This is a genomic window from Rhizobium sp. AC27/96, assembly GCF_001692325.1.
Lineage (GTDB): Bacteria > Pseudomonadota > Alphaproteobacteria > Rhizobiales > Rhizobiaceae > Rhizobium.
In genome coordinates this window covers 244,421-269,718 of sequence record NZ_LXKN01000046.1, presented here as the reverse complement: position 1 = coordinate 269,718, position 25,298 = coordinate 244,421, and the positions used below count along the sequence as shown (strand labels likewise).

Genomic DNA, 25,298 nt, shown 5'->3' with positions numbered 1-25,298 from the left:
GGCCCGGGGCTGCCGGGTGGTCCGGCTTTTTAAACATCGGGAGGATTGAATGAAGAAATCTGTTATTTCCGCAGCTGTTGCTGCTCTGGCACTGGGCGTTGCCTTCGCCGCGCCGGCCAAGGCCGCAGGCGTCTCCGCCTGCCTCATTACCAAAACCGATACCAACCCCTTCTTCGTCAAGATGAAGGAAGGTGCCACCGCCAAGGCCAAGGAACTCGGCGTGACGCTGAAGTCCTATGCCGGCAAGATCGATGGTGACAGCGAAAGCCAGGTCGCCGCGATCGAAAGCTGCATCGCCGATGGCGCGAAGGGCATTCTGATCGCCGCTTCCGACACGAAGGGCATCGTTCCCTCGGTCAAGAAGGCCCGCGACGCCGGCCTGCTCGTCATCGCACTCGACACGCCGCTTGAGCCGGCCGATTCCGCCGATGCCACCTTCGCAACCGACAACCTGCTCGCCGGCAAGCTCGTTGGCCAGTGGGCAAAGGAAACCCTGGGTGACAAGGTGAAGGACGCCAAGGTCGGCTTCCTCGATCTGACGCCGTCGCAGCCGTCCGTCGACGTTCTGCGCGACCAGGGCTTCATGATCGGCTTCGGCATCGACCCGAAGGACCCGAACAAGATTGGCGATGAAACCGATCCGCGCATCGTTGGCCATGACGTGACCAACGGCAACGAAGAAGGCGGCCGCAAGGCCATGGAAAACCTTCTCCAGAAGGACTCCAGCATCAACGTCATCCACACGATCAACGAACCGGCCGCAGTCGGCGCCTATCAGGCCCTGAAGGCTGTCGGCCTCGAAAAGCAGGTGTTGATCGTCTCCATCGACGGCGGTTGCCCGGGCGTCAAGTCGGTCAAGGAAGGCGTCATCGGCGCGACTGCGCAGCAGTATCCGCTGATGATGGCGTCGCTCGGCGTCGAGGCGATCAAGAAGTTCGCCGATAACGGTGAAAAGCCGAAGCCGACCGAAGGCAAGTCCTTCTTCGACACCGGCGTTTCCCTGGTGACGGACAAGCCGGTTTCCGGCGTCAAGTCCATCGACACCAAGGAAGGTCTCGGGAAGTGCTGGGGCTAAGCCCTTCACGAATGTGATATGATCCCTTCGGGAGCCGCGTCATGCGCCTGCTGGCGCGGCTCTTCCCACAGGGAGCAGACATAGCAACAGTCATGTCGGTCGGGCTTTCATGCTGGCCGGCTCCAACAGCCGGCGGTTCCCGCGCGTCCGGCGCGGTGGCGGAGGAATATTATGTCCGGAGCACAAGAATTCGAAGAGGTTCTCGACGGCAGCGACAAGAATGTCGCCTCGTTCGATCACCAGAATGCCTCTCTTCTCAAGCGCATACAGCATTTCCTGCACTCGACCCAGGCAGCAGTGCCGCTGATCGTGCTGGTGCTGGCAATCGCCGCCTTTGGCATCGCCATAGGCGGGAAGTTCTTTTCTGCCTACACGCTGACATTGATCCTGCAGCAGATCGCCATCGTCGGCATTCTCGCTTCGGCGCAGACGCTCGTCATCCTGACCGCCGGCATCGATCTGTCGATCGGCGTGATAATGGTGATCGCCTCGGTCGTTATGGGCAATTTCGCCGTCACTTACGGCCTACCGGCGCCGATTGCCATTATCGCCGGTTTTATTGCGGGTGGCCTCTGCGGTTTGCTCAACGGTTTCCTCGTTGCCAACATGAAGTTGCCGCCGTTCATCGTGACGCTCGGCACCTGGAAGATCGTTGCGGCGATCAATTACATCTATTCAAGCAATAACACCATTCGCGACACCGACGTCGACCAACAGGCGCCGTTGCTGCATCTTTTTGCCGCCAGCTTCCGGGTTGGCGGCGCTGTGCTGACGCTCGGTGTCATCGCCATGGCGCTGCTGGTCGTTGGCCTCTGGTACGTGCTCAATCATACCGCGTGGGGCCGCCACGTTTACGCGGTTGGCGACGATCCGGAAGCAGCGAAACTTGCCGGTATCCAGACCAAGAAGGTGCTTCTTGCTGTCTACGGCGTTTCGGGGCTGATCGCCGCCTTCGCCGCCTGGGTGTCCATTGGCCGCAATGGCTCTGTCTCACCCTCTTCGGCCGAGACCGATTTTAATCTTCAGGCCATTACCGCGACCGTGATCGGTGGCATCTCGCTCTTCGGTGGCCGTGGCTCGATCCTCGGCAGCTTGTTCGGCGCCATGATCGTCGGCGTCGTTTCCATGGGCCTCAACATGCTCGGCGCCGATCCGCAATGGAAGGTGCTCCTGACCGGCGTTCTCATCATCGGCGCCGTCGCGATCGATCAGTGGATCAGAAAGGTATCGGCATGACCCCGACAGGCGAACCCATTCTCACCGCCCGCGGCCTCGTCAAGCGTTATGGACGTGTCACCGCGCTCGACCATGCCGATTTCGATCTCTATCCCGGCGAGATTCTTGCCGTGATCGGCGATAACGGCGCCGGTAAATCCTCGCTGATCAAGGCGATCTCCGGCGCAGTCATCCCAGATGAAGGCGAGATCAAGCTGGATGGGAAAACCGTTCAGTTCCGCTCACCGATGGAAGCGCGTGAGGCCGGCATCGAGACCGTCTATCAGAACCTCGCCCTGTCGCCGGCGCTGTCGATCGCCGACAACATGTTCCTCGGTCGCGAGATCCGCAAACCCGGTGTTCTCGGCTCGGTGCTCCGCATGCTCGACCGCCCGGCGATGGAAAAACGTGCCCGCGACAAGCTCACCGAGCTTGGCCTGATGACGATCCAGAACATCAATCAGGCAGTGGAAACGCTCTCGGGCGGCCAGCGCCAGGGTGTTGCCGTGGCACGTGCTGCAGCCTTCGGCTCGAAGGTTGTCATCATGGACGAACCCACCGCCGCACTTGGCGTCAAGGAAAGCCGCAAGGTCCTCGAACTCATCCTCGATGTCCGCGCCCGTGGCTTGCCGATCGTGCTGATTTCGCACAATATGCCTCACGTCTTCGAGGTGGCGGACCGCATCCATATCCACCGCCTTGGGCGACGCCTGACCGTCATCGATCCCAAGGAATACACCATGTCCGATGCCGTCGCCTTCATGACCGGCGCCAAGGCTCCCCCAGTGGAGACTGTTGCCGCATGACTGTTGCGCTTGAGGATGTTGCCGGCGAAATCGTTGCGCGCGCCGGCAACGCAAAGAGGATCCTGGTGGCGATTGCCGGCCCGCCCGGCGCCGGCAAATCGACACTGGCCGACAATGTCGTCAAGGCGCTCAAGGCCAAGGGCGAAAGCGCCGAGGTGCTGCCGATGGACGGCTTCCACATGGATAACGCCGTCCTCATCGAAAAGGGCCTTCTGAAACGAAAGGGCGTGCCGGAGAGTTTCGACGTGCGCGCTTTCCTCGATATTGTCAGGGCCGTACGGGCTGCCGATCAGGAAGTGCTCGTGCCGGTCTTTGATCGCTCGCGCGAGCTTGCCATTGCATCCGCCCGCGTCGTTTCGCCCGATCATCGCTTCATCGTGGTCGAGGGAAATTACCTGCTGTTCAGCGAAGGAAAATGGGCGGAGCTGGAGGGCATGTTCGACTATTCGATCATGCTTGCGCCGCCGATCGAGGTGCTCGAGGAGCGGCTCTGGGCGCGCTGGAGGGGCTATAATCTCGACGACGAGGAGGCCAGCGCCAAGGTCTACGGCAACGATCTGCCGAACGGCCGGCGTATCCTCGAAAGCCGTCGCCCGGCCGATATCACCATCGACATCGTGCAGGATTGAATCTTACGATCATTTAACCGCCGTCGCGGATTGTTTTGCGGTGGCGGTTGGTGCTATCGAAGCGCGACAGCACAAAGCGTGATCCCGAAAAGTGTGAAGCGGTTTTCGGAAGAGATCATGCTCACATTTCCAGAGGTCGCGCCCATGCAAAAGCTCACCATCCGCCGTCCCGATGACTGGCATCTGCATTTGCGGGATGGGGCGATGATGGAAGGCGTGATCGGCGATACCTCGAGGCATTTTGCCCGCGCCATCATCATGCCCAATCTGGTGCCGCCGGTCGTGACCACCGCCGATGCGGCTGCCTATCGCGAGCGTATCCTGAAGGCGCTGCCGGCTGGCGACCGCTTCCAGCCGCTGATGACGCTCTATCTCACCGAGCATACCAGCCCGGACGATGTTGATGAGGGAAAGAAGGGCGGCCTCATCACCGCGGTCAAGCTTTATCCCGCCGGTGCGACGACGAACTCCCATGGCGGCGTGCGCAATCTCGATAACGCCATGCCGGCGCTGGAGCGTATGGCGAAGATCGGCCTGCCGCTCTGCGTGCATGGCGAGGTGACGACGCCCGAGGTGGATATTTTCGACCGCGAGGCGGTCTTCATCGAGACCGTCCTTGATCCGTTGCGCCAGCGCTTGCCGGAGCTGAAGGTGACGATGGAGCATGTGACGACATCGGATGGCGTCAACTACATCAAATCGGCCAAGGCCAATCTCGCCGGCTCGATTACGACGCATCATCTGATCATCAACCGTAACGCCATCCTCGTCGGCGGCATCCGGCCGCATTATTACTGCCTGCCGGTTGCCAAGCGCGAAAGCCATCGCCTGGCGCTGCGGGCAGCCGCCACAAGCGGCGACAGCAGGTTCTTCCTCGGCACGGATTCGGCGCCGCATGTCGATCCGCTGAAGGAATGCGCCTGCGGCTGCGCCGGCATCTATACGTCGATCAATACGATGAGCTGCCTCGCGCATGTTTTCGAGCAAGAGGGCGCATTGGACAGGCTGGAAGCCTTCGCATCGCTGAATGGCCCGACATGGTACGGCCTGCCTGTTAACGAGGACAGCATCACCTTGGTGCGCCGTCCGGATGCCGTGACATTCCCGGCGAAGATCGAGACCGGGGCCGGCCCGGTCACCGTATTTGACCCGATGTTCCCGTTGCATTGGGACGTTGAAGAATAATTTAGTTTTTGTGTATATAAGTATTTCTGAATTTATAAGCAGTATTAACGATAAGTATTCGTTCATTGTCGCGATATGGAACGTATATTTTGTTGAAATATATTTTCTTTATTATTTGCCGTAACTAATTTGATACCCTTGAGGGCTAGCGTGTCATTGATCCCCTACGGTAATGAAGAGACCGTCGAAAGAGCATGATGCTGGTCGATTACAACTCCCTCCTTCTCGCGCTCGGCGTCTCGGCGTCCTGCCTTGCGGTCACACTGGTGGGAAGCTGGTTTTCGCGCCGGCCTGATACTTTCCTTTTGACGTGCTCCGCCGGCCTGGTCCCGCTTGTTGCCGGCATCTTCATATATGGCGCCTATGTCGACAGACCCCTGCCGATTTTTGCCAATCTGACTTTTGTGTTGTTTTTCATCGGCTTCGCCACGATCTGGGTCGCCGGTCATCAATTCCGCACGCGCCGTCTTTCAAAGGCGCGCTTTCTGCTCGGATGCCTGGTCGGCATTGCCGCCTCGGTCGGGCCGATGCTGGCGGGCTATGATGGGCTGGCCTTCATCGGCGACAATCTCGTCATCAGCCTGCTTCTGCTGCTGACGGCGCGCGAGTATTGGCTGAGCCGCCATGAAGCCCCCACGCCGCTCTATGGCATCACCGCGCTCTACACTTTGACGGCCATTTCTTTCGTGCTCTGCGCGGCAGTGCTGATCGCGGACGGCAAGCTTGTGCTGGGCCGCGCGCCGGACAACTGGGCGGAGGATTTCAGCCTTGCCGTCTGCATCGCGGGCATGACCGGGATTGGCGCGCTGTCGCTTGCTCTGCACCAATGGCGGCAGGCGGCGTTGCACCGGCAGGAGGCGATCACCGATTCCCTGACGGGGCTGCTCAATCGCCGCGCCCTTTTCGATCTTTACGGCCACCGCACCTTTGGCCCGTCGATGGCCGTCATCGTCTTCGATATCGATCGGTTCAAGGCGATCAACGATCAGCATGGCCATGCTGCGGGCGATCTCGTGCTCAGGCTTTTCGGCAAGGAGCTGTCCGTAGGCCTGCGCTCGTCCGATACGGTCGCCCGGCTTGGCGGCGAGGAATTCGCGCTGGTGCTCGACAATACGCTGCCCGGTCGCGCCGAGCAGGTGGCCGAACGGGTGCGAGACGCCTTTGCCGGGCAGGTGGTCAGCATTGACGACAAGGCCCTGGTCTGCACGGTCAGTGCCGGTGTTGCGACCGGCACGGTCAAGGGCATCGGTTTCGATGAGGTCCTTCGCGCCGCCGACAAGGCGCTTTATGTGGCAAAGCGCAACGGCCGCAACCGTGTCGAGGTCGCGGCCTATCTTCACGCAGTCTAGGCAATCATTTCGTTAGACGCGTCGATGCTTTGCGAGCCAGTCAGAACAAGGCCCGCACGAAGGCACATGCCGCAAGAAGCGATGCCACGGTGCGCACATGGTTCCAGCGTGTCCAGTCGCTGAGATAGGTCGACCAGAGCTGGGCTCCTTCCGCCGTGTGCCCGTCGACCTTGTCCAGCGCGTCGTTCAACGGCACGTTGAACACCATGGTCGAAAGAAGGCTGGCGACGATATAGAGCGCGGCCCCGGCCAGCATCAGCACGCTGATGCCGCCGCGCCAATAGAGGATTGCCATCACGGCGATGAATATCGACAGCGCCGCCGTGAGCAGGAACAGCACGATAAAGGGCGAGCGCACGATCGTCGTGTTGATCGATTGCATGGCGGCGATCCCCTGGTCGGCAGGGAGGCGGGCAAAGGCCTGCATGATGAATGTCGAGAAGGCGAAGTAGACGCCAGCCAGAAGGCCGCTGCTGAGCGCCGCGACGATAAGGGCGATATTGGTGATCGGAAAGGTCATGGCTAGATGCTCCAGATGCCGGTTGATGCGGTTTCGCGGGCATAATCGGAAAAATCCTTTGGTTGCCTTCCAAGGATCTGTCTCACGCCTTCTTCGACGCGAGAATTGCGCCCGTCCAGAACTTGCGTGAACAGTTCATGCAGGAGATCGGTCGCCTCTTGCGGCAAGCCGAAAGCGGTCATCTCGGCGATAAAGGCATCAATAGGGACTGTTTCGTAGGTAACAGCCCGGCCGGAAGCGGCCGCGATTTCGGAAACGGCGTCGCGGAACGTCAGAGCACGAGGTCCCGTCAGCTCGTAGGTCTGGTTGCGATGGCGCGGATTGGTCAGAGCCTCGACCGCGGCGTCGGCAAGATCGCCTGCATCAACGAAAGGTTCGACGACATCTCCGGCCGGCAAGGCCAGCTTTCCCTGGAGAAGCCCGTCCAGAAAGGCACCCTCGCTGAAATTCTGGTTGAACCAGCTGGCACGCAGAATGGTGTAGTCGACGCCGACAGCCTTGAGTTCCCTTTCGCTGAGGACAGCGCCGTCCTCGCCGCGGCCAGACAGCAGGACGATATGCCCGACACCAGCCACGACTGCCGTCTTCGCAAAGGCCGAAATTGCTTCGGCCGCCCAGGCGACGGCAAGATCCGGCTGGAAGGTGACATAGGCGGTGGAAGCGCCTTCCAGCGCCTGACGCCATGTGCCGCGGTCCTGCCAATCGAAGCGAGGCGTCGTCGAGCGCGATGCGGCGCGGACATGGATGCCACGCTCCTTCAGTCGCTCGGCGACCCGGCCTCCGGTTTTTCCCAATCCGCCGATGATGGCGACTGTCGAGATCTGCATATCAAACTCCCCAGGTTCAAAATGTGATAAATTCTCTCATTTGCCAAATGTGATAAACTCTCTTATATTGCTTGTCAACAGTGACGAGCGAGGAATGAAATGGCGCAGGAACCGGTGGCGAGACGCAGGCGCAGCAAGGATGAGGCGGGCACGCCGCGGCGCATCCCCAGCCAGCAGCGCGGTCGCGAACGGGTCGAGCGCATATTGGCTGTCGCAACGGAGCTGATCGCCAGCAATGGCAGCGATGCGCTGCGCATGGGCGAGATCGTCGAGAAGGCCGACGTCTCCTTCGGCTCGCTCTATCAATATTTCCCCGACAAGACCGCGATCATCCGCGTGCTGGCCGAGCGCTTCAACGAGCAGGGGCGGCAATGCGTCGAGGACGAGCTGCTGGCGATCAAGAGCATCGGCGACCTGCAGGCCGGGCTCGGCCGCATTGTCGACGGCTACTACGCCATGTTTCTTGGCGAGCCCGTGATGCGCGATATCTGGCATGCCACCCAAGCGGACAAGCTGCTGCAGCAGGTCGACGCGGAGGATACGGAATGGCATTCGCAGGCCTTCCTCACTGTTCTCGTGCGTCTTTGGCCGGAGCGTGATCGCGTGGAGCTTGCAAGGATTGCCCGACTGACCATGCAGCTGGTCGCCGCCGCCGTCCGCTATGCGATTTCGATCGAAAGAGACGAAGGGGATAGAGCGATCGCCCTGTTCAAGACCATGCTGCCGGCCGATCTCGGCGCGATCCGGTAGGCGCATCCGCCACAGCCTGCAGACCTTGCGTCTATCGTGGCGACAGATGCATGCAAAACCTTCTATTCGTCTGGAAACCAGGGCCGCCAACTGCTATTGCCGCTGGAACATTAGCGCTGCGAAGGAGACCCGAATGACCCAGATGACATTTACCGATCGCGCCGTCATGGCGGAGTTGGTGGCCAGGATGCTTTGGGAGATCAAGGCGGTCCATTTCAGCGCCGACAAGCCCTATAAATTTGCCTCCGGCATGGCGAGCCCGGTCTATATCGATTGCCGCAAGCTGATCTCCTATCCGCGCATCCGCTCGACGGTCATGGATTTCGCCGCAAGTATCATCGTCCGCAATGTCGGCTTCGAGCAGTTCGACTGCGTTGCCGGCGGCGAAACGGCGGGTATTCCCTTCGCCGCCTTCCTGGCGGAGCGGCTGAACCTGCCGATGATCTATGTGCGCAAGCAACCGAAGGGACATGGCCGCAACGCCCAGATCGAAGGTGACATGAAGGACGGCGCCCGCGTGCTCGTCATCGAGGATCTGACGACGGCCGGCGGCAGCATGTTCACCTTCATCGACGCCATCCGCGCCGCCGGCGGCATCGTCGATCATGGCATGGCGCTGTTCTACTACGGCATTTTCCCGGAGGCGGTCGAACGCTTTGCCAACAAGAAGGTCCGCCTGCATCACATCGCCACCTGGCGTGATGTGCTTGCGGTCGCCAAGGAGCAGAAGCTGTTCGACGACAAGACGCTCGAGGAAGTCGAGGCCTTTCTCAACGCACCACTCACCTGGTCGGGCTGGAACGGCGGCATTTCGGAGCTGCCCACAAACTGACGCTTTGCTTTTGCCGTGAATTTATCTAATCGATTTATGAACCTGGATACGACAGACGCGCTCTTTGGGAGGCCGGAATGATATTGTGCTGTGGCGAAGCTTTGATCGACATGCTGCCGCGGGAGACGACGCAGGGCGAAAAGGGCTTTGCGCCCTATGCCGGCGGCGCGATCTTCAACACCGCCATAGCGCTTGGCCGCCTCGGCGTGCCCACAGGTTTCTTCACCGGCATTGCCGACGACATGATGGGTGAGATCCTGCGCGACACGTTGTCTGCGTCCAAGGTGGATTATAGCTACTGCGCCATCGCACCGCGTCCCAGCACCATCGCGTTCGTCAAGCTCGTCAATGGCCAGGCGACCTACGCCTTCTACGATGAAGGCTCCGCTGGCCGCATGATCACCGAGGCAGACCTCCCGGCACTCGGCGATGATTGCGAAGCCCTGCATTTCGGCGCGATCAGCCTGATCCCCGATCCCTGCGGCGCAACCTATGAGGCGCTGATGAAGCGCGAATATCAAAGCCGCGTCATCTCGCTCGATCCGAATATCCGCCCGGGCTTCATCAAGGACAAACAGGCGCATATGGGCCGCATCGGCCGCATGGCCGCCATGTCCGACATCCTGAAATTCTCGGACGAGGATCTGGAGTGGTTCGGCATATCAGGAAATCATGACGAACTCGCCGCTCACTGGCTGAACCAGGGCGCCAAGCTGGTCGTCGTGACGAAGGGTGCCGAGGGGGCGACGGGCTATACCAAGTCGTTGAAAGTCTCCGTGCCGAGCGAGCGCGTCACCGTCGTCGATACGGTCGGCGCTGGCGACACCTTCGATGCCGGCATCCTGGCCTCGCTGAAGATGAATGGTCTGCTGACCAAGGCGCAGGTGGCTTCGCTCGATGAGAGGGCGCTGCAGGATGCACTGGCTTTGGGCGCCAAGGCTGCGGCGGTGACAGTGTCCCGCGCCGGCGCTAATCCGCCTTGGGCAGCTGAGATCGGGCTCTAGTCTAACCCTCCCCTTGAGGGGGAGGGTCGGCACGCAGTGCCGGGGTGGGGTGATCCTTCGGGCAATGGGAGAGTTCAGTCACCCCCACCCGCCTCTTTGCGGCCACCTCCCCCCTCAAGGGGGAGGTGAATAAATGCCTTACTTCGCGCGGCTTGCCAGCGCAGCCACCAGACCTTGTGTCGAGGAATCGTGGCCTGTAGCGCTTTCCTTGCCTTCGACAACCGGCAGCAGACCGGTTGCCAGTTCCTTGCCGAGCTCGACGCCCCACTGGTCGAAGGAGTTGATGCGGAACAGCACGCCTTCGACGAAGACTCGATGTTCGTAGAGTGCGATCAGGCGTCCCAGGGCAAACGGCGTCAGCTTGTCGTAGACGAAGGTGATTGATGGGCGGTTGCCGGTGAAGACGCGATGCGGTGCGATGAAATCGGCCTTCTTGTCGTCCATGCCCTTGGAGGTGAGCTGTTCCTTGGCTTCCTCGAAGGTGCGGCCCTTCATCAGTGCTTCCGACTGTGCAAGGCAATTGGCCATCAGCAGCTGATGCTGGTGGCGCAGCTCTGGCTCGAAACCGTTGGCGGCGATCATGAACTCGGCCGGGATGACGCTCGTGCCCTGGTGGATGAGCTGGTAGAAGGCGTGCTGGCCGTTGGTGCCCGGTTCGCCCCAGACGACCGGACCGGAATTGCCTTCCACCGGCGTGCCGTCGATGGTGACGCCCTTGCCGTTCGATTCCATGTCGAGCTGCTGGAGATAGGCCGGGAAGCGCGACAGGCGCTGGTCATAGGGCAGGATGGCGCGCGTCGTGTAGCCGAGCACGTTGCGATGGTAGAAGCCGATGAGGCCGAGCAGCATCGGCAGGTTTTCCTTGAACGGCGCCTGACGGAAGTGGTTGTCCATCGCATGCGCGCCGTCGAGGAACTTGCCAAAGTTTTCCGGGCCGACGGCGATCATCAGCGGCAGGCCGATGGCCGACCAGATCGAGTAGCGGCCGCCAACCCAATCCCAGAAGCCGAAAACGCGCTGGCTGTCGATGCCGAACGCGGCAACCTTGTCGAGCGCCGTCGAGACGGCGGCGAAATGATGCTGCACGGCAGCTTCACCGAGCGCGTCGGCGATGAACTTGCGCGCCGTCTGGGCATTGGTCATCGTTTCGATCGTCGTGAAGGTCTTCGACGCGACGATGAAGAGCGTCGTTTCCGGCTTAACGAGCTTCAGAATGTCGGCGATGTGGGCGCTGTCGATGTTGGAAACGAAATGCGAGCGCGGACCGTCATGGAAAGGAGCCAGCGCCAGCGTCGCCATGACCGGGCCGAGATCGGAACCGCCGATGCCGATATTGATGACATCGGTGATCGCCTTGCCCGTGGAGCCCTTGAGCGCGCCGGAGCGGATGCCGTCGGCAAACTTGCCCATGGCCGCCAGCACGGCGTTGACGTCAGGCATTACATCCTTGCCGTCGACCAGCACCGGCGTGTTGGAGCGGTTGCGAAGTGCTGTGTGGAGCACGGCGCGGTTTTCGGTGAAATTGATGGCAACGCCGGAGAACATTTCCTCGCGCTTGGCAGCGACGCCGCCCTCGGTTGCGAGCTTTTCGAGCAGGCCGAGGATCTGGTCGTTCACCGCCGTCTTGGAAAAATCCATCAGCAGGTCGTCGAAGGAAGCGCTGAAGTGGGAGAAGCGCTTGGGATCGGCAGCAAAGGCGGCGCGAATGTCCGTTGCCTTCGTTGCCGATGCGGTGCTCTTCAGTTGATCGACGAGGGCGTTCATGGGAGGCTCCTTGCGGTTCGCGCCACAAGCCGTCAGACAGGGCAGGGCGCTTTGAGTTTGGTCGCGGAAACTATTCCCTATGTAGGGCGTAAATCAAGTTCACGTATCGTCCAAAACGAAAAAAGGCCGCTCGCCGGCTAAGGCGAACGGCCTCCTGAATGACATGGGATTATGTCAGCCGCGCAACTCCTTGCGCAGGATCTTGCCGACATTTGATTTCGGCAGCTCGGTACGGAATTCGATGAAGCGAGGACGCTTGTAGTTGGTGAGGTTGGCGGCGCAATGCGCCTTGATGTCGGCCTCGGTCAAAGCTTGGTCCTTCTTGACGATGAAGAGCTTCACCGCCTCGCCGGAATGCGGGTCCGCAACACCGATTGCCGCCGCCTCGAGAACGCCAGGATGCATCATGGCAACTTCTTCGATCTCGTTCGGATAGACGTTGAAGCCCGAGACCAGGATCATGTCCTTCTTGCGGTCGACGATCTTCGTATAGCCGCGCTCGTCCATGAAGCCCATGTCGCCGCTGCGGAAGAAGCCGTCCGATGTCATCACGCGTGCGGTTTCGGCCGGCTGCTTCCAGTAGCCGGCCATCACCTGCGGTCCGCGGATGCAGATTTCCCCGACTTCGCCGAGCGGCAGCGAATTACCGTTTTCGTCGCGAATATCGAAATCGGTGCCTGTTATCGGCAGGCCGATCGTGCCGGTGAATTCCGGGCTGTCGAAGCGATTGGCGCTCGCGACGGGGGATGTTTCGGAAAGGCCGTAGCCTTCGGTGATCCAGGCGCCCGTCATCTTCTGCCAGCGCTCGGCGACCGGCCGCTGCACCGCCATGCCGCCCGCAAGCGTCCCGGTGTTGGAGAGGTCGAGCTTGGTGAATTCCGGATTGTTCATCAGGGCATTGAACAGCGTGTTGAGGCCCGGGAACATGTCGAACTTGTATTTGCCGAGCTCCTTGATGAAGCCGGGTATATCGCGCGGATTGGCGATCAGCACGTTGTGGCCGCCGAGCGACATGCCCATCAGCGAATTCACCGTCAGCGCGAAAATGTGATAGAGCGGCAGCGCGCAGACGAAGGTCAGCTGCTCGGGCCGCGGCTTGTTGATATAGGCGGATTGCAGCCAGAGCAGCAGCTGCAGCTGATTGGCGAGCAGGTTGGAATGCGTCAGGATCGCGCCCTTGGCAACGCCGGTCGTGCCGCCGGTATATTGCAGGAAAGCGATGTCGTTTCCGGAAAGCTCGGCGGGCTTCAATGGCAGGCGTGCACCTTCGGCGACCACAGCCTTGAAATTGCGATGGCCCGGGATCGACCAGGCCGGCACCAGTTTCTTCACCTTGCGGACGATGAAATTGACGATATGGCCCTTCACGCCCAGCATGTCGCCGAGTGAGGTGACCACCACATGGCGCACATCCGTATGCGCCAGCACCTGTTCCACGGTATGGGCGAAGTTTTCGAGGACGAAGATCGCCTTGGCGCCGCAATCGCGAAGCTGGTGTTCAAGTTCGCGCGGCGTATAGAGCGGATTGACGTTCACGACGACGAGGCCGGCGCGCAGTATGCCGTAGGTGGCGATCGGATTCTGCAGCACGTTCGGCATCATCACGGCGACCCGGTCGCCCTTTTGCAGGCCGAGGCTTTGCAGCCAGGCAGCGATCTTGCGCGTTTGCGTGCCGAGATCACGATAGGTGATCGATTTGCCCATGCTGGTGAAGGCGGGCCGGTCGGCGTAGCGCGCGCAGCTTTCCTCCAACAGCTCGACGAGTGATGCATGCTCCAGCGGCGGCAGTTCTGCCGGTACGATATCCGGATAGGATGCAAGCCAAATCTTCTTGACCTGCGGTCTATCCGAAGGAGCGGAGACTGAATTCATGCGCACTTCCTCCTCTACGCATCATCACCACGCCCCGCCGTTTGTAGCGGCGGTTATGTAAACTGTCACTGCGCGAGCGAAAAGTCTCCCGCTTTTCATATCTTCGCAGCATTCGCTCTCAACTAAATCATGAGAGCCTTATAGAAGCTATAATAACCTTGACGTAAACGTCAATAACGACTGTGCGCTCACGTTTTTTTACAGTTTTGAAAAAAATGCTGGAACTTTTCCCGTAACGGAGCGTTAATGGGTCCGTGGGCGGAAACCCACCGGAGCATCGTCTCGCCTCAAAGAGCAGATCGGACGCTCCAGCATTTATGTGACGCGTATCCAAAAGGAGGTGCGCATATGCATAGGGAGATTGCCGATACCGCTGGCCGTGACCTTTACGTGAAGGACATGTCGATGCTGGTTGCCTGCGACCGCGTCGAGGGATCCAAGGTATTCGGATCGGACGGCAAGCAGATTGGCCATATCGAGCGCCTGATGCTGGAAAAAAGCGATGGACGCATCGCGTTTGTCATTCTGAGCTTCGGCGGCTTTTTCGGCATCGGTCAGGATCACTACCGCTTGCCATGGCAAAAGCTGCGCTACGATGCCCGTATCGACGGCTATCGCGTCGCCATGACCAAGAACGACATCGAAAAAGCGCGCCGCTTCGCCAGCAAGGACGACCACGACCATAAGGATCATGGCCACAAGAGCCATGACTACTTTGGCGTACCGCCATATTGGATGTGAGCGCCGGTAGATCCGCTTTGACAAGCCCCGCCGGCGCGGGGCTTTGGTTTGTGCGGCCTATTGAAACCGCCCGTATCTCTGCACGACCTCGATCTTGTAACCGTCGGGGTCGGTGAGGAAGAACAGCAAGGCGAACAGTTTCCCATCGCGATTGAGTTCGATGATCTTGCCGGGATTGAGCCCGAGCGTGGTCAGGCGTGCATGCTCATCCCTCAGTTCTGCCACTGAGACGGCGAGATGGCCATAGGCATCGCCAAGCGCATAAGGCTGGCTGCGGCCCTGATTGACCGTCAATTCCAGCTCGAAGCCGCTCTCGGCATTGCTGAGATAGACAAGCGTGAAGGTTTCGAAGGCGATGCGGTCGGCAACCTCCAACCCGAACGCCTTTTTGTAGAAGTCGACCGAACGCCCCTCGTCGAGCACGCGGATCATCGAGTGAATCATCTTGGCCATCGGCGCCTCCTTGGATCATCAGAATCTGCAGTCCATGCCATCGGTCACGGGTTGATGGCAAGCGTGGGAGAGATGATAGGTCAATCTGGGGGCTTCTGAATTTCGAACAGTCTGCTTACAATCCCACGCGGTGAGGAAACGGCCCGACCGGCCGAAGCTGGTGCGTGTCCGAAGGGGGGAGAACCGATGTATTTTGCCATTCTGGCCTATCACGAAGAGGGCATCGTCAAATCCTGGAGCGAGGAAGAGGATGCGGCGCTGATGAGCGATCTGCTTCAGATCAACGATCGCCTCATCAAGCAAAAGTCGCTCGGGCCGGCCGCGCGTCTTGGCGCCACGCAGGGCGCCGTAACCTTGCGCGGCAAGGGCGCGGGCATGGTCGTCGATGGCCCATTTGCCGAGACCAAGGAGCAACTGCTCGGCTTTTATGTGGTCGATTTTCCGACGCTGGAGGCGGCTGTGGAAGCGGCGCGCGATCTGCGCCGCGTCAACCCGACCGCCGTCTATGAGATCAGGCCGATCTCGCTTTACCTGCCGGGAGCATCACTGGGCGCGCGCGAGGAAGACTAATAGGTCTCAGTTGCCGCCCATTGCGATTCGGTAAGACGACACTCGCCTCTCGTCAATTAGGCTGCAGGCCGATCTTGCGGGTTATGGAATGTTCGATCATTTCCATGCCGTCATAGATCAATACCGCCATCAGGCCGACGATCAGGCCGCCTTGCAGGATGAAGGCGGTGTTATCGTTGATCAGCCCGGCAATGATCACTTCGCCAAGGCCCTTGGCTGCGACGGTGGAGCCGATCGTTGCCGTGCCGATATTGATGACGGTGGCGATCTTCAACCCTTCGATGATCAGCGGCAGGGCGAGCGGCAGCTCCACCCGGACCAGTCGCTGCCAGCCATCCATGCCCATGCCGTCGGCGGCGTCGAGAACGGATGCCGGCACCTGCTGCAGGCCGGCGACGGTATTTTCGAAGATCGGCAACAGTGCATAGAGAAACAGCGCGATGAATGTCGGCACCGCGCCGAAGCCGGTGGTGGAAATGGCCAGTGCCAGCACCGCGACGGGAGGAAAGGTCTGGCCGGCATTGGCGATCGCCCGTGACAGCGGCAGGAAGTCGGCACCGACCGGCCGCGTGACGAAGATGCCGCCGAGAACGGCCAGTATCCCGCTCGCGGCTATGGAGACGAAGATCAGTTCGAGATGGGAGAGCGCCAGGCTCGGCAGACTATTCTGCGTATAGATCGGCGACGCGCCGAATTTGGTCAGCGGCGCCAGAACGGGTGTCAGCCATTCCGGGCGGAAGAGCATCACCAGCAGCAACGCCAGTGCCAAAAGACGGAAGAGATTGGCGGCGAAAAATCTCATGCTTTGCGGCCCAGTTCGATCAGATGCTGGATTGAGATCGAGCCGACGGGCACCTTACGCTCATCCTCGACGGAAGCCTCATCCGCGCCCTGCCAGATGAGCTCGGCCAGGGCATCGCGCAGATTGAGGGTTTGCGGCAGGCTGTGGCCGAGGCCGGCCCTCGGAGGCTGCATGCTGTCCTTCAGCGGCAGCAGCGACATCAGCTTCAGCGCGCGGTCGGACGTACCGGTCAATTGCTGAACGAAGGGATCGGCCGGCTCGGTCAGGATTTTTTCGGGCTCGGAACATTGCAGCAATTTGCCGCCGCTCATGACGGCGATCTTGTCACCGAGATGGAAGGCTTCGTCCATGTCGTGGGTGACGAGAATGACCGTCGTGCCGAACTGCTTCTGGATGGCGAGCAGATCGTCCTGCGCCTTGCCGCGGATGACGGGGTCGAGCGCGCCGAAGGGCTCGTCCATCAGCAGCACCTCCGGCTCGGCGGCAAGGGCACGGGCAACACCGACACGCTGCTGCTGGCCACCGGAAAGCTGGCTCGGATATTTGGCGGCAAAGGTGCCGGGGTCCAGACGGAAGAGATTGAGGAGTTCTTCGACCCGGCCGTCGATCCGTGCCTTGTCCCAGCCGAGAAGCTCGGGCACGGTGGCGATGTTCTGCGCGACGGTACGGTGCGGGAACAGCCCATGGCCCTGGATGGCGTAGCCGATGCGGCGGCGAAGCTCGGTCGCCGGCACGCTCATGATATCCTCGCCGTCAACTGAGATGCTGCCCTCGGAGATCGGCACAAGCCGGTTGATCATCCGCATGAGCGTCGACTTGCCGGAGCCGGAGGTGCCGACGATGACGGTGATAGTGCCCTTCTCCATGCTCATGCTGACGTCGTCGACCACAGTGGCGGCGCCGTAGCGCTTGGTAACGCCATTCAACTCGATCATGTTGGTCATGTGCGTTGTCCCCGAATGCTGTCGATGACCGCATCGAGGATGACGGCCGATGAGAAGGCGAGAATGACCGTCGGCACGGCGCCGAGCAGCACCAGGTCGTTGGCCGTCTGGCCGATGCCCTGGAAGATGAAGAGGCCGAAACCGCCGCCGCCGATAAGGGCTGCAACTGTTACGAGGCCGATTGCCTGCACCAGCACGATACGGATGCCGGTGAGGATAACAGGAAAAGCGAGCGGCAGGTCGACGCCGGTCAGGATCTGCCGGCGTGTCAGGCCCATGCCGGCAGCGGAATCGCGCACGGACGGATCGACACCGGTAAGACCGACGACTGTATTGGCGACGATTGGCAGCAGCGAATAAATGACGAGGGCCACCAGCGCCGGCGCGACGCCGATACCCTTGACGCCGATATCGGCGGCGAAGGGCACATGGGCTGCGATATAGCCGAGCGGCAGCATAAGAATGCCGAAGAGCGCCAGGCTCGGGATGGTCTGCACCAGGCTCAATGCCCGCAGGACCACGGCGCGCAGCCTCGGCTGCCAAAAACAGAAGATGCCGAGCGGCAGGGCAAGCACGATGGCGATGGCAACGGAACCGAGTGACAGGAACACATGGCCGAGCGCCTCGCGCCAGAACTTATCGGCATTGTTGGCGTATTCCTTCATGATCGACAGGTTGTCGAGCAGCCCGGAGCGCAAAATGGCGAAGAGCAGCACAGCATAGAGCGCCAGTGCGGCGACCCTGAGCCAGGGTGTCAACCGCAGCTTCACCAGTGCATCTGAGATCATCAGGCCGACAACGGCGAGCAGCACCCAGAAGCAGCCGCCGGGTGTTATGCGTGCGACGGTACTTCCAGTTGGTGTCGCGGCTGTCGAAACGAGCCCGAGCGTGACGATGAGCACGGTGATCGCAAGCGTCGCGATGCCGAGGCGGATGAATTGGTTATGCAGGAAAAGCGCGGCAAGCGCGGCTGCGATCAGGAGAACGAGCAGGCATATTGCCGAGGGCTGGGCGATGAGCTGCGTCAGCAATTGTGGCTTGCCAGCGGCGATGCGGTTTGCCTTGACGATGATGAACGGCATCCAGGTTAGAGCCAGCGCGCCCCCAGCCACCAGCACCACTCCGAGACGGTCCACTCTGCGGACTGTTAGCGCATCTTCCATAAGGCAAGCTCCGTCAGCGCATGAGCCCAAAATGAGGCGGTTTCGGACAAGATCATGCCCATTCGACGTCCCGCGGCTCCATGGATCGAAATGGAGCCGCGGGAACAGTGATCAAGCCTTACTTCAGGAAGCCATTGTCCTTGAGGTAGGATTCAGCGACAGCCTTGGCCGGCTCGCCGTCCACCTGGATGCGACCGTTCAGCTTGCGCAGTACATCGGCGGTCAGGCCCTTGAAGATCGGAGCGAGAACTTCTTCGATCTTCGGATTGGCCTTCAGTACGGCTTCGCGGACGATCGGCGTCGGTGCATAGACCGGCTGCACGCTCTTGTCGTCTTCGAGAACCGTCAGTTCAGCCGCTTCGATGGCGCCGTCGGTGCCATAGACCATCGCCGTGTTGGCGCCGTTGGTCTGGTCGGCCGCAGCCTTGATCGTGGCCGCGGTGTCGCCGCCAGAAAGCACGATTTCCTGATCCGGCTTCAGCTTGAAGCTATAGGTCGTCTCGAAGGCGGGAAGTGCTGCCGGAGAGTTGACGAATTCGGAGGAGGCCACAAGCTTGGCCGCGCCGCCGCCGGCAACCCACTTGCCGAAATCGGACATGGTCTTGAGGTTGGCCGGGCCGGCAACATCGCTGCGCACGGCGATCGCCCAGGTGTTGTTGGCGGGCGAAGGCGTCAGCCAGACGATCTTGTTGGCGTCATAGTCGAGCTTCTTGGCGAGGTCGTAGCCCTGCTGCAGGTTCTTCCAGGCCGCATCGTCGGCCTTGTTGAAGAAGAAGCCGGCATTGCCGGTATATTCGGCATAGATGTCGATTTCACCGGCGGTAATTGCCTTGCGCACAACCGGCGTCGTGCCGAGCGCGATGCGATCCTGCGCCTTGATGCCGTTGGCATTGAGCGCGGCCAGGATGATGTTGCCGAGCAGGGTGCCTTCGGTGTCGATCTTGGAGGAGACGACGACGTCGGCGGCGCTGGCACCGCTGGCGAGAAGCGCCGTCAGCGTGGCGGCAAGTGCAAGCTTCTTGAACATGATGTTTCCCTTTGTACCCCGTTAAATCTTTAGCCCTGCATGCCCGAGCCGCCTCAAGGCCACTGTCCGGACACGCAGGTTTTCGTGCGGATCGGCGACCCACAGGCGAATTTGTGGCTGCTGCGGGCTAAGCGTACGCATCGGAAAAATCGATGGCGCTTCGGTTTCCCGCTGCAGTCGCGCGATTATGACGAGCGTACTCGACATTCGCGCGAAATTGGATTTCTTTTTTCGGGGGCAAGTGCGTTTGTTTTTGTTCCCCTTACCCGTTTGACGCTGTTCCGATCTCATTTTGGTGTCTGGATCAGTTAGGCGACGAAAAAACGATAGCGGTCGCCTTAGTTCTTAGGGATATCTTTTTTCGAGAACACGTCATATCGTCCGGATATCATCGGCGCCGCCGCGTCCGCACGGAAGGCGCGCAATCGGCTTGGAAGGAAGAACGGCTTGTATCTCGGCGCATTGTTCATAGCCGACATGGTATTTTCCATCGGCTCGGTAAGGGAGACCGCTCGCCGGCTTTCCTTTTCGGCCTCCACCGTCTCGAGCGCGCTTCGCCGTCTCGAAACGGAGTTGGCGCTGAAGCTTGTCGAACGCGCTTCCGGCGAGCTCGCAACGCTCTTGGCCAGCTCGAAGGTGCAGAAGGCGCTGCAGCCGGTTCTTGCCGGTATTCGCCAGCTGTCGCTCCTGGTGAAGGAGCCGCCTCCACCGGATGGATATGACCAATGGGCCGCGCGTCTGTCGCTGAAGATCGCCACCATCGAGCGTTTCCTCGAGGTGGCCGATCAGGGCAGCATCAATCGCGCCGCCCGCCGCCTGCGCCTGGGTCAGCCGCAGCTTTCATTGCAGATCGCCAATCTGGAGGAACTGTTCGGCTGTCGCTTGTTCGAGCGCCAGGCACAGGGATCGGTGCTGACCGAGGCAGGCCAGGAGGTTCACACCATTCTTGCCGGCATCGCCCAGGCATGGGACGAGATGAAGGCGGCGGCGGACGAACGCTTCCAGCGGACCGCCCGTGCCGTGCGCATCGGCTCGATCATTCCCACCGGCTCGGAAAGCTGGGTCGCACGCTCGCTGGCAAGTCTGGTGTCGCGCTGGAACATCGGCGGCAACCGCAACATGCTGTCGCTGATGCTGATGACGGCGGACGATCTGCGCGAGGCGCTCCGATCCGGCCGCATCGATGTCGCCATCGTCGATTCCGTTTTCGGCCTCGATGCCTTCGAACATATGGAGCTGGTCGCGACCGACATGGTGGCGATCGCCCCGCCCGATAGCAAGGAGGAGACCTTTGCCGCGCTGGTGGAAAATCATCCGCTCTGCGTGCCGAGCCCGCGAACCGGCATCGGCAATGCCGCAACGGCCTTCGGTTACGACAGTCATGATCGGCGGCGGTTTCGCGGTCGCGACATCACCTCGGCCGATTCGCTGCCTGTTATCGTCGACCTTGTCGCCAATCATGGCTACGTCTCGTTTCTCGGCCGCGTCAGTGCCATGCCGATCTCGGACAAGGTGAGGATCGTCGATCCTGATCAGCTCCTGCCACTGTCCTATCATATTGCCCACAATAGCCGCAAAGCGTCAGTCGAGGCCTGCCGGTTGATCCAGCAGGCAGTCCGCGAGCTGATGGTGGAGGCGGGAGCCTCCCGAAAATATCTCCCCACGCGTGGATAGGCGGAACCATCGCGCCATCTTCGCGTTTAAGTACGTTACGTTAGTCCGGACGTACGAAAATTCTAAGCCCCCAAGATCTCGTCCGGCACCCAAGGAGATTAAAATGAAAATTTTGGCAACGGCGCTCGTCGCGCTGGGCATGCTAGCTTTGCCTGCAACCTATGCCGAAGCTCGTGATAACCATCACTGGCGCCATCATGGCCCGGTGATCGTCGAGCATCACCGTCACGGCCATGGCTGGGACCGTCATCACGGTTGGGATCATCATCATCGCTGGGACAGGCGGTATCACAGCAGGCCGCATTTCTCGCATAACTGATCACTCACTATCCGACATGCAGAACGGCGCCTTCCGGCGCCGTTTTTTGTTGAGCTGCCGAAGTCGGGTTAACGAGACCTTGGCCAGAACGGGATCTTTGGAAAATACGTCGCCATCTCCGGATGTTTTGGAACTATCGGAGCGCAACCGCGTTTACTCTATCGGTCTGGACAAACGCGGATGAATGAGCCGCCTTGGTGTCCGGCATCGAAGGAGGCTGGAAATGAAAATTCTGGCAACAGCGCTCGTCGCGCTCGGCGTAATCATCCTACCTGCAACTCAAGTCGAAGCGCGTCCACATCACCGCGTGCATCACTATCATACGGTGATCGTTCATCGGCATTACCACCACTACTACCGGCCGTACTACTACCGGCCTTATGGTTATTACCGCCCCTATTATTATGATGATTACTACCAGCCCCTCGTGCCTTTCGCATTTTACGGCTGGGGTAACCACTATAATCGCGGCTGGTATGGCGGCCACAGATGGTATGGCGGCGGGTATCGTCACGGCTGGCGCGGGGGTGGCTGGCATGGCGGTGGCGGTTGGCATGGTGGCGGGGGCTGGCACAGATGGCATAGCCAGCCGCATTTCTCTCATAACTGAGCACGCTACCGATATGCAAAACGGCGCCTTTCGGCGCCGCTTCCTCAGAGATTAGCAGCCGTTTGAAATCAACGGCTCATGCCGGGTTCAGCACATGTACGGCGCGGGCGGCCATAAGGTGCTTCACCTTCTCGCCATAGGCGGCCATATGCGCCGCTGCGGCATGGGCCTTCAGGGCGTCCATGCTTGCCCACTTCTCGACGACGACGAATGTATCCGGCCCGAATGCCGGATCGGCACCTTCCACATCCACGACAGCCGTATATTCGATGCAGCCGTCTTCGGCATGCACGGCCGGAACATTGGCCTGGAAGGCTTCGAGCACTTCGGCCCGCTTGCCGGGCAATGCGGTGAGGATCGCGAGAACGTGGATCATGATGATGTCCTTGAAACTATAGATAGCACGGGTGAAAAATAGAGGATGCCGCCGATTCCGCGACCGGTTTCAATCACTATCATAGAAAGATGAAATTCGAACGCCGATTGCCGATGAAGACGCGGGTACTTTGCTCCCGATCCGCGTCTTTCGTCTCGAATGCCTGACGCAAGCCATGAATGGCAAGAATTCAACCATCCAGGCTTTCCAAAGCAGATCGCTTATGCGGCCTCGGCTGCAGCAACGTCGAAGGTATCCGCCGCACATGAACACGCGCGACTCGAGATTTTACTACAAGGGCGCTCTGCCGCAGACGCAGCTCAGCCTGCATCACACGGAAAACGCCCGATTGCTGCCCGATCGCGGCGAACTTCTTTATCGCTTGCCGCATGGCGGCATCGGTGCGGAAATCGGCGCGGCCTTTGGCGATTTCACCGGCGAGATTCTGGAAAAGAATGTGCCGCGAGAGCTCTATCTGATCGATGCCTGGGACACGCCCCGCTACCAGGATGGCCTGACGCAGATCAAGACGAAATTCAGGGACGCGCTGGACAATGGCCGGCTGCACATCGTGCAAGGCTATTCAACGGTGAGGCTGGCTGAATTTCCCAACGGCTTCTTAGACTGGGTCTATATCGACACCAATCATAGTTTCGAGACCACCTGGGAAGAGCTGGTGATCAGCCACGCCAAGGTCAAGCAGGCCGGGCGCATCGCCGGTCACGACTTCTGCACCGGCAACGTTGTCGATGCCGTGCCCTATGGCGTGGTAGAGGCCTGCACCAAGTTCTGCAAGGATTTCCACTGGCAGTTCGAATACCTGACCGTGGAATCCCAGGGACATTTCTCGTTTTCCCTGAAGCGGCTCTGAGCGCATCAGCAGCCGCACGTGCTGATTCCGAAGAGGCTTAGTTGGAGCCAGGAGGCGTGTACCGCTCGCATTTGTAAGGTGTCGAGCCTGCCTTGTCGCGAACGACGGCATTGCCCTCCGCATCGAGCTTCAAGGTCCAGGATGTTTGCAGGCCGTTTGAGCCCATGACGCCTCCGGTGAAGGTCACGTCGTCTCCCTGTCGGCTGAACCCGGTGACGCCGCCAAGGTGGCGCTGATAGTCCTTCGGGCGCATGACGACGCCGATCAGGGCCGCAGTTCCGGTGGGAGCCGACAGGCCGTAGCCGCCATCGGGCGCGCAGGCGGTCATATCGGTGCTGAAGGGGCCGCTGACACAATTGAGGACATGGCCGAACTGCTTCCTGGAATTCAGGTGAACATAGACGGTGTCACTGCCATCATCCTTGCAGAGCAGATGCATTGGCTTATCCGCAGGAGCGGCCAGCGCCATCTCGGTGGCTGCCAGATAAAGGATGGCAGCGATAGCATTCATGACGTTCATATGGGCCTCTGGTCGCAGCCACGAAATTGTGGAAACAGGCACCTGGGAACGCCTGTCGCAATGTGTGGAAAGAGTAGCGCCTGGAAAATGGTGCCGCTTACGTGACTCGAACACGTGACCCCATCATTACGAATGATGTGCTCTACCAACTGAGCTAAAGCGGCATTCAGAGGGCCTTCGGTTCGGCCCTGCGATTTGCATGGCGCTGATACAGTCTATGCGGCCAGATTTCAAGCGTCCAAATTGCCATTTGGCAAAAAAGCGAAAAGCCTGAGGAAAAGCCGCCCGCTTCCGGCCTGTTTCAGAGCGCCAGTCGTGCCCGCGCCTGGCGATATTCCGCCTCCAGCCGGTCGACGAGCGCGGCGACGGGCTGGATCGCCTTGACCGCGCCGATACCCTGGCCGGAGCCCCAGATATCCTTCCATGCCTTGACGCCGGTCGTGGCGGCTTCGAAGTCCATTTTGGAAGGATCGGCTTCCGGGAGCTTGTCGGGATCGAGCCCGGCGGCAACGATGGAGGGCTTCAGATAGTTGCCATGGATGCCGGTAAAATAGTTGGAATAGACGATATCGGCAGCAGTGCCATCGACGATCGCCTGCTTGTAGGCGTCGACGGCGCGAGCCTCTTGCGTTGCGATGAAGGGCGAGCCGATATAGGCCATGTCGGCGCCGGCTGCCTGGGCTGCCAGAACGGCGCCACCGGTGGCGATGGCCCCAGCGAGCAGCAGCGGGCCGTCGAACCATTCGCGGATTTCCTGGATGAGCGCGAAGGGCGAGAGCTGGCCGGCATGGCCGCCGGCCCCGACGGCAACGGCGATCAGCCCGTCGGCGCCCTTGCGGATTGCCGAATTGGCGTGGCGGTTGTTGATGATGTCGTGCAGCACGATGCCGCCATAGGAATGCACGGCCGCATTGACCTCGGGCACGGCGCCGAGCGAGGAAATGACGATCGGCACCTTGTATTTCACGCAGAGCATCAGATCGTGTTCCAGACGCTTGTTTGACGTATGGACGATCTGATTGACCGCAAATGGAGCTGCCGGACGCTCGGGGTTTGCGGCATTATAGGCTGCAAGGTCCTCGGTGATTATGGCGAGCCATTCGTCGAGCTGGCTTTCAGGGCGCGCATTCAGGGCGGGGAACGATCCGACGACACCAGCCTTGCATTGCGCCAGCGTCAGCGCCGGATGCGAAATGATGAACAGCGGCGAGGCCACGACCGGCAACCGCAAGCGCTCGGTCAGGATTGAGGGGAGGGCCATGTACATCATCCCTTTCTTTGACGTTTACGAAAACGTCAAAGGAATAACAGATGTCTTTTTGAAGGGGAAGATGGTGCTCGCGTGGAGGTGCAATCGGCGGCCTTATGGCCAAACCCGAACAAATTCCTCGCAGATTTGG

At 60.4% G+C, this 25,298-nt stretch carries 27 protein-coding genes and 1 tRNA gene; 15 read left to right on the top strand and 13 right to left on the bottom strand.

From position 1 onward, the window contains the following. Nucleotides 1–49 precede the first annotated feature (49 nt). The 6 genes from A6U86_RS26685 (at nt 50) to A6U86_RS26660 (ending at nt 6,259) form a co-directional block, all read left to right on the top strand. Nucleotides 50–1,075 (top strand): sugar ABC transporter substrate-binding protein, encoded by a 1,026-nt coding sequence (locus tag A6U86_RS26685; protein WP_068397479.1) that lies wholly within the window; start codon nt 50–52, stop codon nt 1,073–1,075. Nucleotides 1,076–1,246: 171 nt separating this feature from the next. Next, complete coding sequence (locus tag A6U86_RS26680) at nt 1,247–2,311, top strand: ABC transporter permease (protein WP_068397477.1); 1,065 nt, start codon at nt 1,247–1,249, stop codon at nt 2,309–2,311. Next, entirely contained in the window at nt 2,308–3,096 is a 789-nt protein-coding gene (locus A6U86_RS26675) for an ATP-binding cassette domain-containing protein (RefSeq protein ID WP_068397472.1), read from the top strand. The genes A6U86_RS26680 and A6U86_RS26675 overlap by 4 nt, the downstream gene beginning before the upstream one ends. Continuing rightward, on the top strand, nt 3,093–3,725 hold the full coding sequence (locus A6U86_RS26670; protein ID WP_068397470.1) for a nucleoside triphosphate hydrolase: 633 nt from the start codon (nt 3,093–3,095) through the stop codon (nt 3,723–3,725). Before A6U86_RS26675 ends, A6U86_RS26670 begins: the two co-directional genes overlap by 4 nt. A 144-nt stretch (nt 3,726–3,869) precedes the next feature. After that, nucleotides 3,870–4,910: a dihydroorotase gene (pyrC, locus tag A6U86_RS26665; RefSeq protein WP_068397927.1), complete on the top strand. Its 1,041-nt coding sequence runs from the start codon at nt 3,870–3,872 to the stop codon at nt 4,908–4,910. Nucleotides 4,911–5,107: 197 nt separating this feature from the next. Beyond that, nucleotides 5,108–6,259 (top strand): diguanylate cyclase, encoded by a 1,152-nt coding sequence (locus tag A6U86_RS26660; RefSeq protein WP_068397924.1) that lies wholly within the window; start codon nt 5,108–5,110, stop codon nt 6,257–6,259. A 40-nt stretch (nt 6,260–6,299) separates the two neighbouring features. Here the strand turns inward: A6U86_RS26660 and A6U86_RS26655 are convergent, their stop codons facing one another. Together A6U86_RS26655 and A6U86_RS26650 are read right to left on the bottom strand one after the other, a co-directional pair. Continuing rightward, nucleotides 6,300–6,779, bottom strand: a complete 480-nt coding sequence (locus tag A6U86_RS26655; protein ID WP_068397467.1) for a DUF1772 domain-containing protein — start codon at nt 6,777–6,779, stop codon at nt 6,300–6,302. A 2-nt stretch (nt 6,780–6,781) separates the two neighbouring features. Further along, nucleotides 6,782–7,606 carry an NmrA family transcriptional regulator gene (locus A6U86_RS26650; protein WP_068397465.1) on the bottom strand — a complete coding sequence of 275 codons (825 nt, stop codon included), beginning with the start codon at nt 7,604–7,606 and terminating at the stop codon, nt 6,782–6,784. A 99-nt stretch (nt 7,607–7,705) separates the two neighbouring features. Between A6U86_RS26650 and A6U86_RS26645 the strand changes: the two genes are divergently transcribed. The 3 genes from A6U86_RS26645 to A6U86_RS26635 all read left to right on the top strand — a co-directional run bounded on the left by A6U86_RS26645 (nt 7,706) and on the right by A6U86_RS26635 (nt 10,192). After that, nucleotides 7,706–8,356, top strand: coding sequence for a TetR/AcrR family transcriptional regulator (locus tag A6U86_RS26645; protein ID WP_068397461.1), 651 nt, complete (start codon nt 7,706–7,708; stop codon nt 8,354–8,356). A 133-nt stretch (nt 8,357–8,489) separates the two neighbouring features. Next, a complete protein-coding gene (locus A6U86_RS26640) occupies nt 8,490–9,188 on the top strand; it encodes an orotate phosphoribosyltransferase (RefSeq protein WP_068397458.1) in 699 nt (232 codons plus the stop codon). A gap of 77 nt (nt 9,189–9,265) precedes the next feature. Continuing rightward, complete coding sequence (locus tag A6U86_RS26635; protein ID WP_068397456.1) at nt 9,266–10,192, top strand: carbohydrate kinase; 927 nt, start codon at nt 9,266–9,268, stop codon at nt 10,190–10,192. Nucleotides 10,193–10,330: 138 nt separating this feature from the next. Here the strand turns inward: A6U86_RS26635 and pgi are convergent, their stop codons facing one another. Together pgi and A6U86_RS26625 are read right to left on the bottom strand one after the other, a co-directional pair. Continuing rightward, nucleotides 10,331–11,956 (bottom strand): glucose-6-phosphate isomerase, encoded by a 1,626-nt coding sequence (gene pgi, locus A6U86_RS26630; RefSeq protein ID WP_068397454.1) that lies wholly within the window; start codon nt 11,954–11,956, stop codon nt 10,331–10,333. Between the two features lie 174 nt (nt 11,957–12,130). Continuing rightward, nucleotides 12,131–13,828 (bottom strand): long-chain fatty acid--CoA ligase, encoded by a 1,698-nt coding sequence (locus A6U86_RS26625; protein ID WP_068397452.1) that lies wholly within the window; start codon nt 13,826–13,828, stop codon nt 12,131–12,133. A gap of 348 nt (nt 13,829–14,176) precedes the next feature. Here A6U86_RS26625 and A6U86_RS26620 point away from each other — a divergent pair, with 348 nt between their 5' ends. Beyond that, nucleotides 14,177–14,569: a PRC-barrel domain-containing protein gene (locus tag A6U86_RS26620; protein WP_068397450.1), complete on the top strand. Its 393-nt coding sequence runs from the start codon at nt 14,177–14,179 to the stop codon at nt 14,567–14,569. Nucleotides 14,570–14,626: 57 nt separating this feature from the next. Here A6U86_RS26620 and A6U86_RS26615 read toward each other — a convergent pair whose 3' ends face one another. Next, entirely contained in the window at nt 14,627–15,022 is a 396-nt protein-coding gene (locus A6U86_RS26615; RefSeq protein ID WP_068397448.1) for a VOC family protein, read from the bottom strand. 186 nt (nt 15,023–15,208) lie between these two features. On the opposite strand from A6U86_RS26615, the gene A6U86_RS26610 reads away from it, so the two are divergent. Beyond that, nucleotides 15,209–15,592, top strand: a complete 384-nt coding sequence (locus A6U86_RS26610) for a YciI family protein (RefSeq protein ID WP_068397445.1) — start codon at nt 15,209–15,211, stop codon at nt 15,590–15,592. A gap of 52 nt (nt 15,593–15,644) precedes the next feature. On the opposite strand, the gene A6U86_RS26605 is transcribed toward A6U86_RS26610, so the two are convergent. The 4 genes from A6U86_RS26605 to A6U86_RS26590 all read right to left on the bottom strand — a co-directional run bounded on the left by A6U86_RS26605 (nt 15,645) and on the right by A6U86_RS26590 (nt 19,528). After that, entirely contained in the window at nt 15,645–16,394 is a 750-nt protein-coding gene (locus A6U86_RS26605; RefSeq protein WP_068397444.1) for an ABC transporter permease, read from the bottom strand. Next, nucleotides 16,391–17,338: an ABC transporter ATP-binding protein gene (locus A6U86_RS26600; protein WP_068397442.1), complete on the bottom strand. Its 948-nt coding sequence runs from the start codon at nt 17,336–17,338 to the stop codon at nt 16,391–16,393. The genes A6U86_RS26605 and A6U86_RS26600 overlap by 4 nt, the downstream gene beginning before the upstream one ends. After that, nucleotides 17,335–18,501, bottom strand: a complete 1,167-nt coding sequence (locus A6U86_RS26595; protein WP_068397440.1) for an ABC transporter permease — start codon at nt 18,499–18,501, stop codon at nt 17,335–17,337. The genes A6U86_RS26600 and A6U86_RS26595 overlap by 4 nt, the downstream gene beginning before the upstream one ends. A 118-nt stretch (nt 18,502–18,619) precedes the next feature. Next, complete coding sequence (locus A6U86_RS26590) at nt 18,620–19,528, bottom strand: ABC transporter substrate-binding protein (protein ID WP_068397439.1); 909 nt, start codon at nt 19,526–19,528, stop codon at nt 18,620–18,622. 447 nt (nt 19,529–19,975) lie between these two features. Here A6U86_RS26590 and A6U86_RS26580 point away from each other — a divergent pair, with 447 nt between their 5' ends. The 3 genes from A6U86_RS26580 (at nt 19,976) to A6U86_RS34955 (ending at nt 22,131) form a co-directional block, all read left to right on the top strand. Next, entirely contained in the window at nt 19,976–21,202 is a 1,227-nt protein-coding gene (locus A6U86_RS26580; protein WP_068397435.1) for a LysR family transcriptional regulator, read from the top strand. Between the two features lie 103 nt (nt 21,203–21,305). Continuing rightward, on the top strand, nt 21,306–21,521 hold the full coding sequence (locus A6U86_RS35315; RefSeq protein ID WP_141683819.1) for a hypothetical protein: 216 nt from the start codon (nt 21,306–21,308) through the stop codon (nt 21,519–21,521). A gap of 223 nt (nt 21,522–21,744) precedes the next feature. Continuing rightward, a complete protein-coding gene (locus A6U86_RS34955) occupies nt 21,745–22,131 on the top strand; it encodes a hypothetical protein (RefSeq protein WP_083196997.1) in 387 nt (128 codons plus the stop codon). A 76-nt stretch (nt 22,132–22,207) separates the two neighbouring features. Here A6U86_RS34955 and A6U86_RS26570 read toward each other — a convergent pair whose 3' ends face one another. Next, on the bottom strand, nt 22,208–22,507 hold the full coding sequence (locus A6U86_RS26570) for a putative quinol monooxygenase (RefSeq protein ID WP_068397432.1): 300 nt from the start codon (nt 22,505–22,507) through the stop codon (nt 22,208–22,210). Nucleotides 22,508–22,772: 265 nt separating this feature from the next. Here A6U86_RS26570 and A6U86_RS26565 point away from each other — a divergent pair, with 265 nt between their 5' ends. Then, complete coding sequence (locus A6U86_RS26565; protein ID WP_068397921.1) at nt 22,773–23,378, top strand: class I SAM-dependent methyltransferase; 606 nt, start codon at nt 22,773–22,775, stop codon at nt 23,376–23,378. A 37-nt stretch (nt 23,379–23,415) separates the two neighbouring features. Here A6U86_RS26565 and A6U86_RS26560 read toward each other — a convergent pair whose 3' ends face one another. The 3 genes from A6U86_RS26560 to A6U86_RS26550 form a co-directional block, all read right to left on the bottom strand. Beyond that, nucleotides 23,416–23,898 (bottom strand): hypothetical protein, encoded by a 483-nt coding sequence (locus A6U86_RS26560; RefSeq protein ID WP_068397430.1) that lies wholly within the window; start codon nt 23,896–23,898, stop codon nt 23,416–23,418. Between the two features lie 88 nt (nt 23,899–23,986). Beyond that, nucleotides 23,987–24,062: transfer RNA gene (locus tag A6U86_RS26555), tRNA-Thr, on the bottom strand. A 137-nt stretch (nt 24,063–24,199) separates the two neighbouring features. Next, nucleotides 24,200–25,159 carry a nitronate monooxygenase family protein gene (locus tag A6U86_RS26550; RefSeq protein WP_068397918.1) on the bottom strand — a complete coding sequence of 320 codons (960 nt, stop codon included), beginning with the start codon at nt 25,157–25,159 and terminating at the stop codon, nt 24,200–24,202. Nucleotides 25,160–25,298 lie beyond the last annotated feature (139 nt).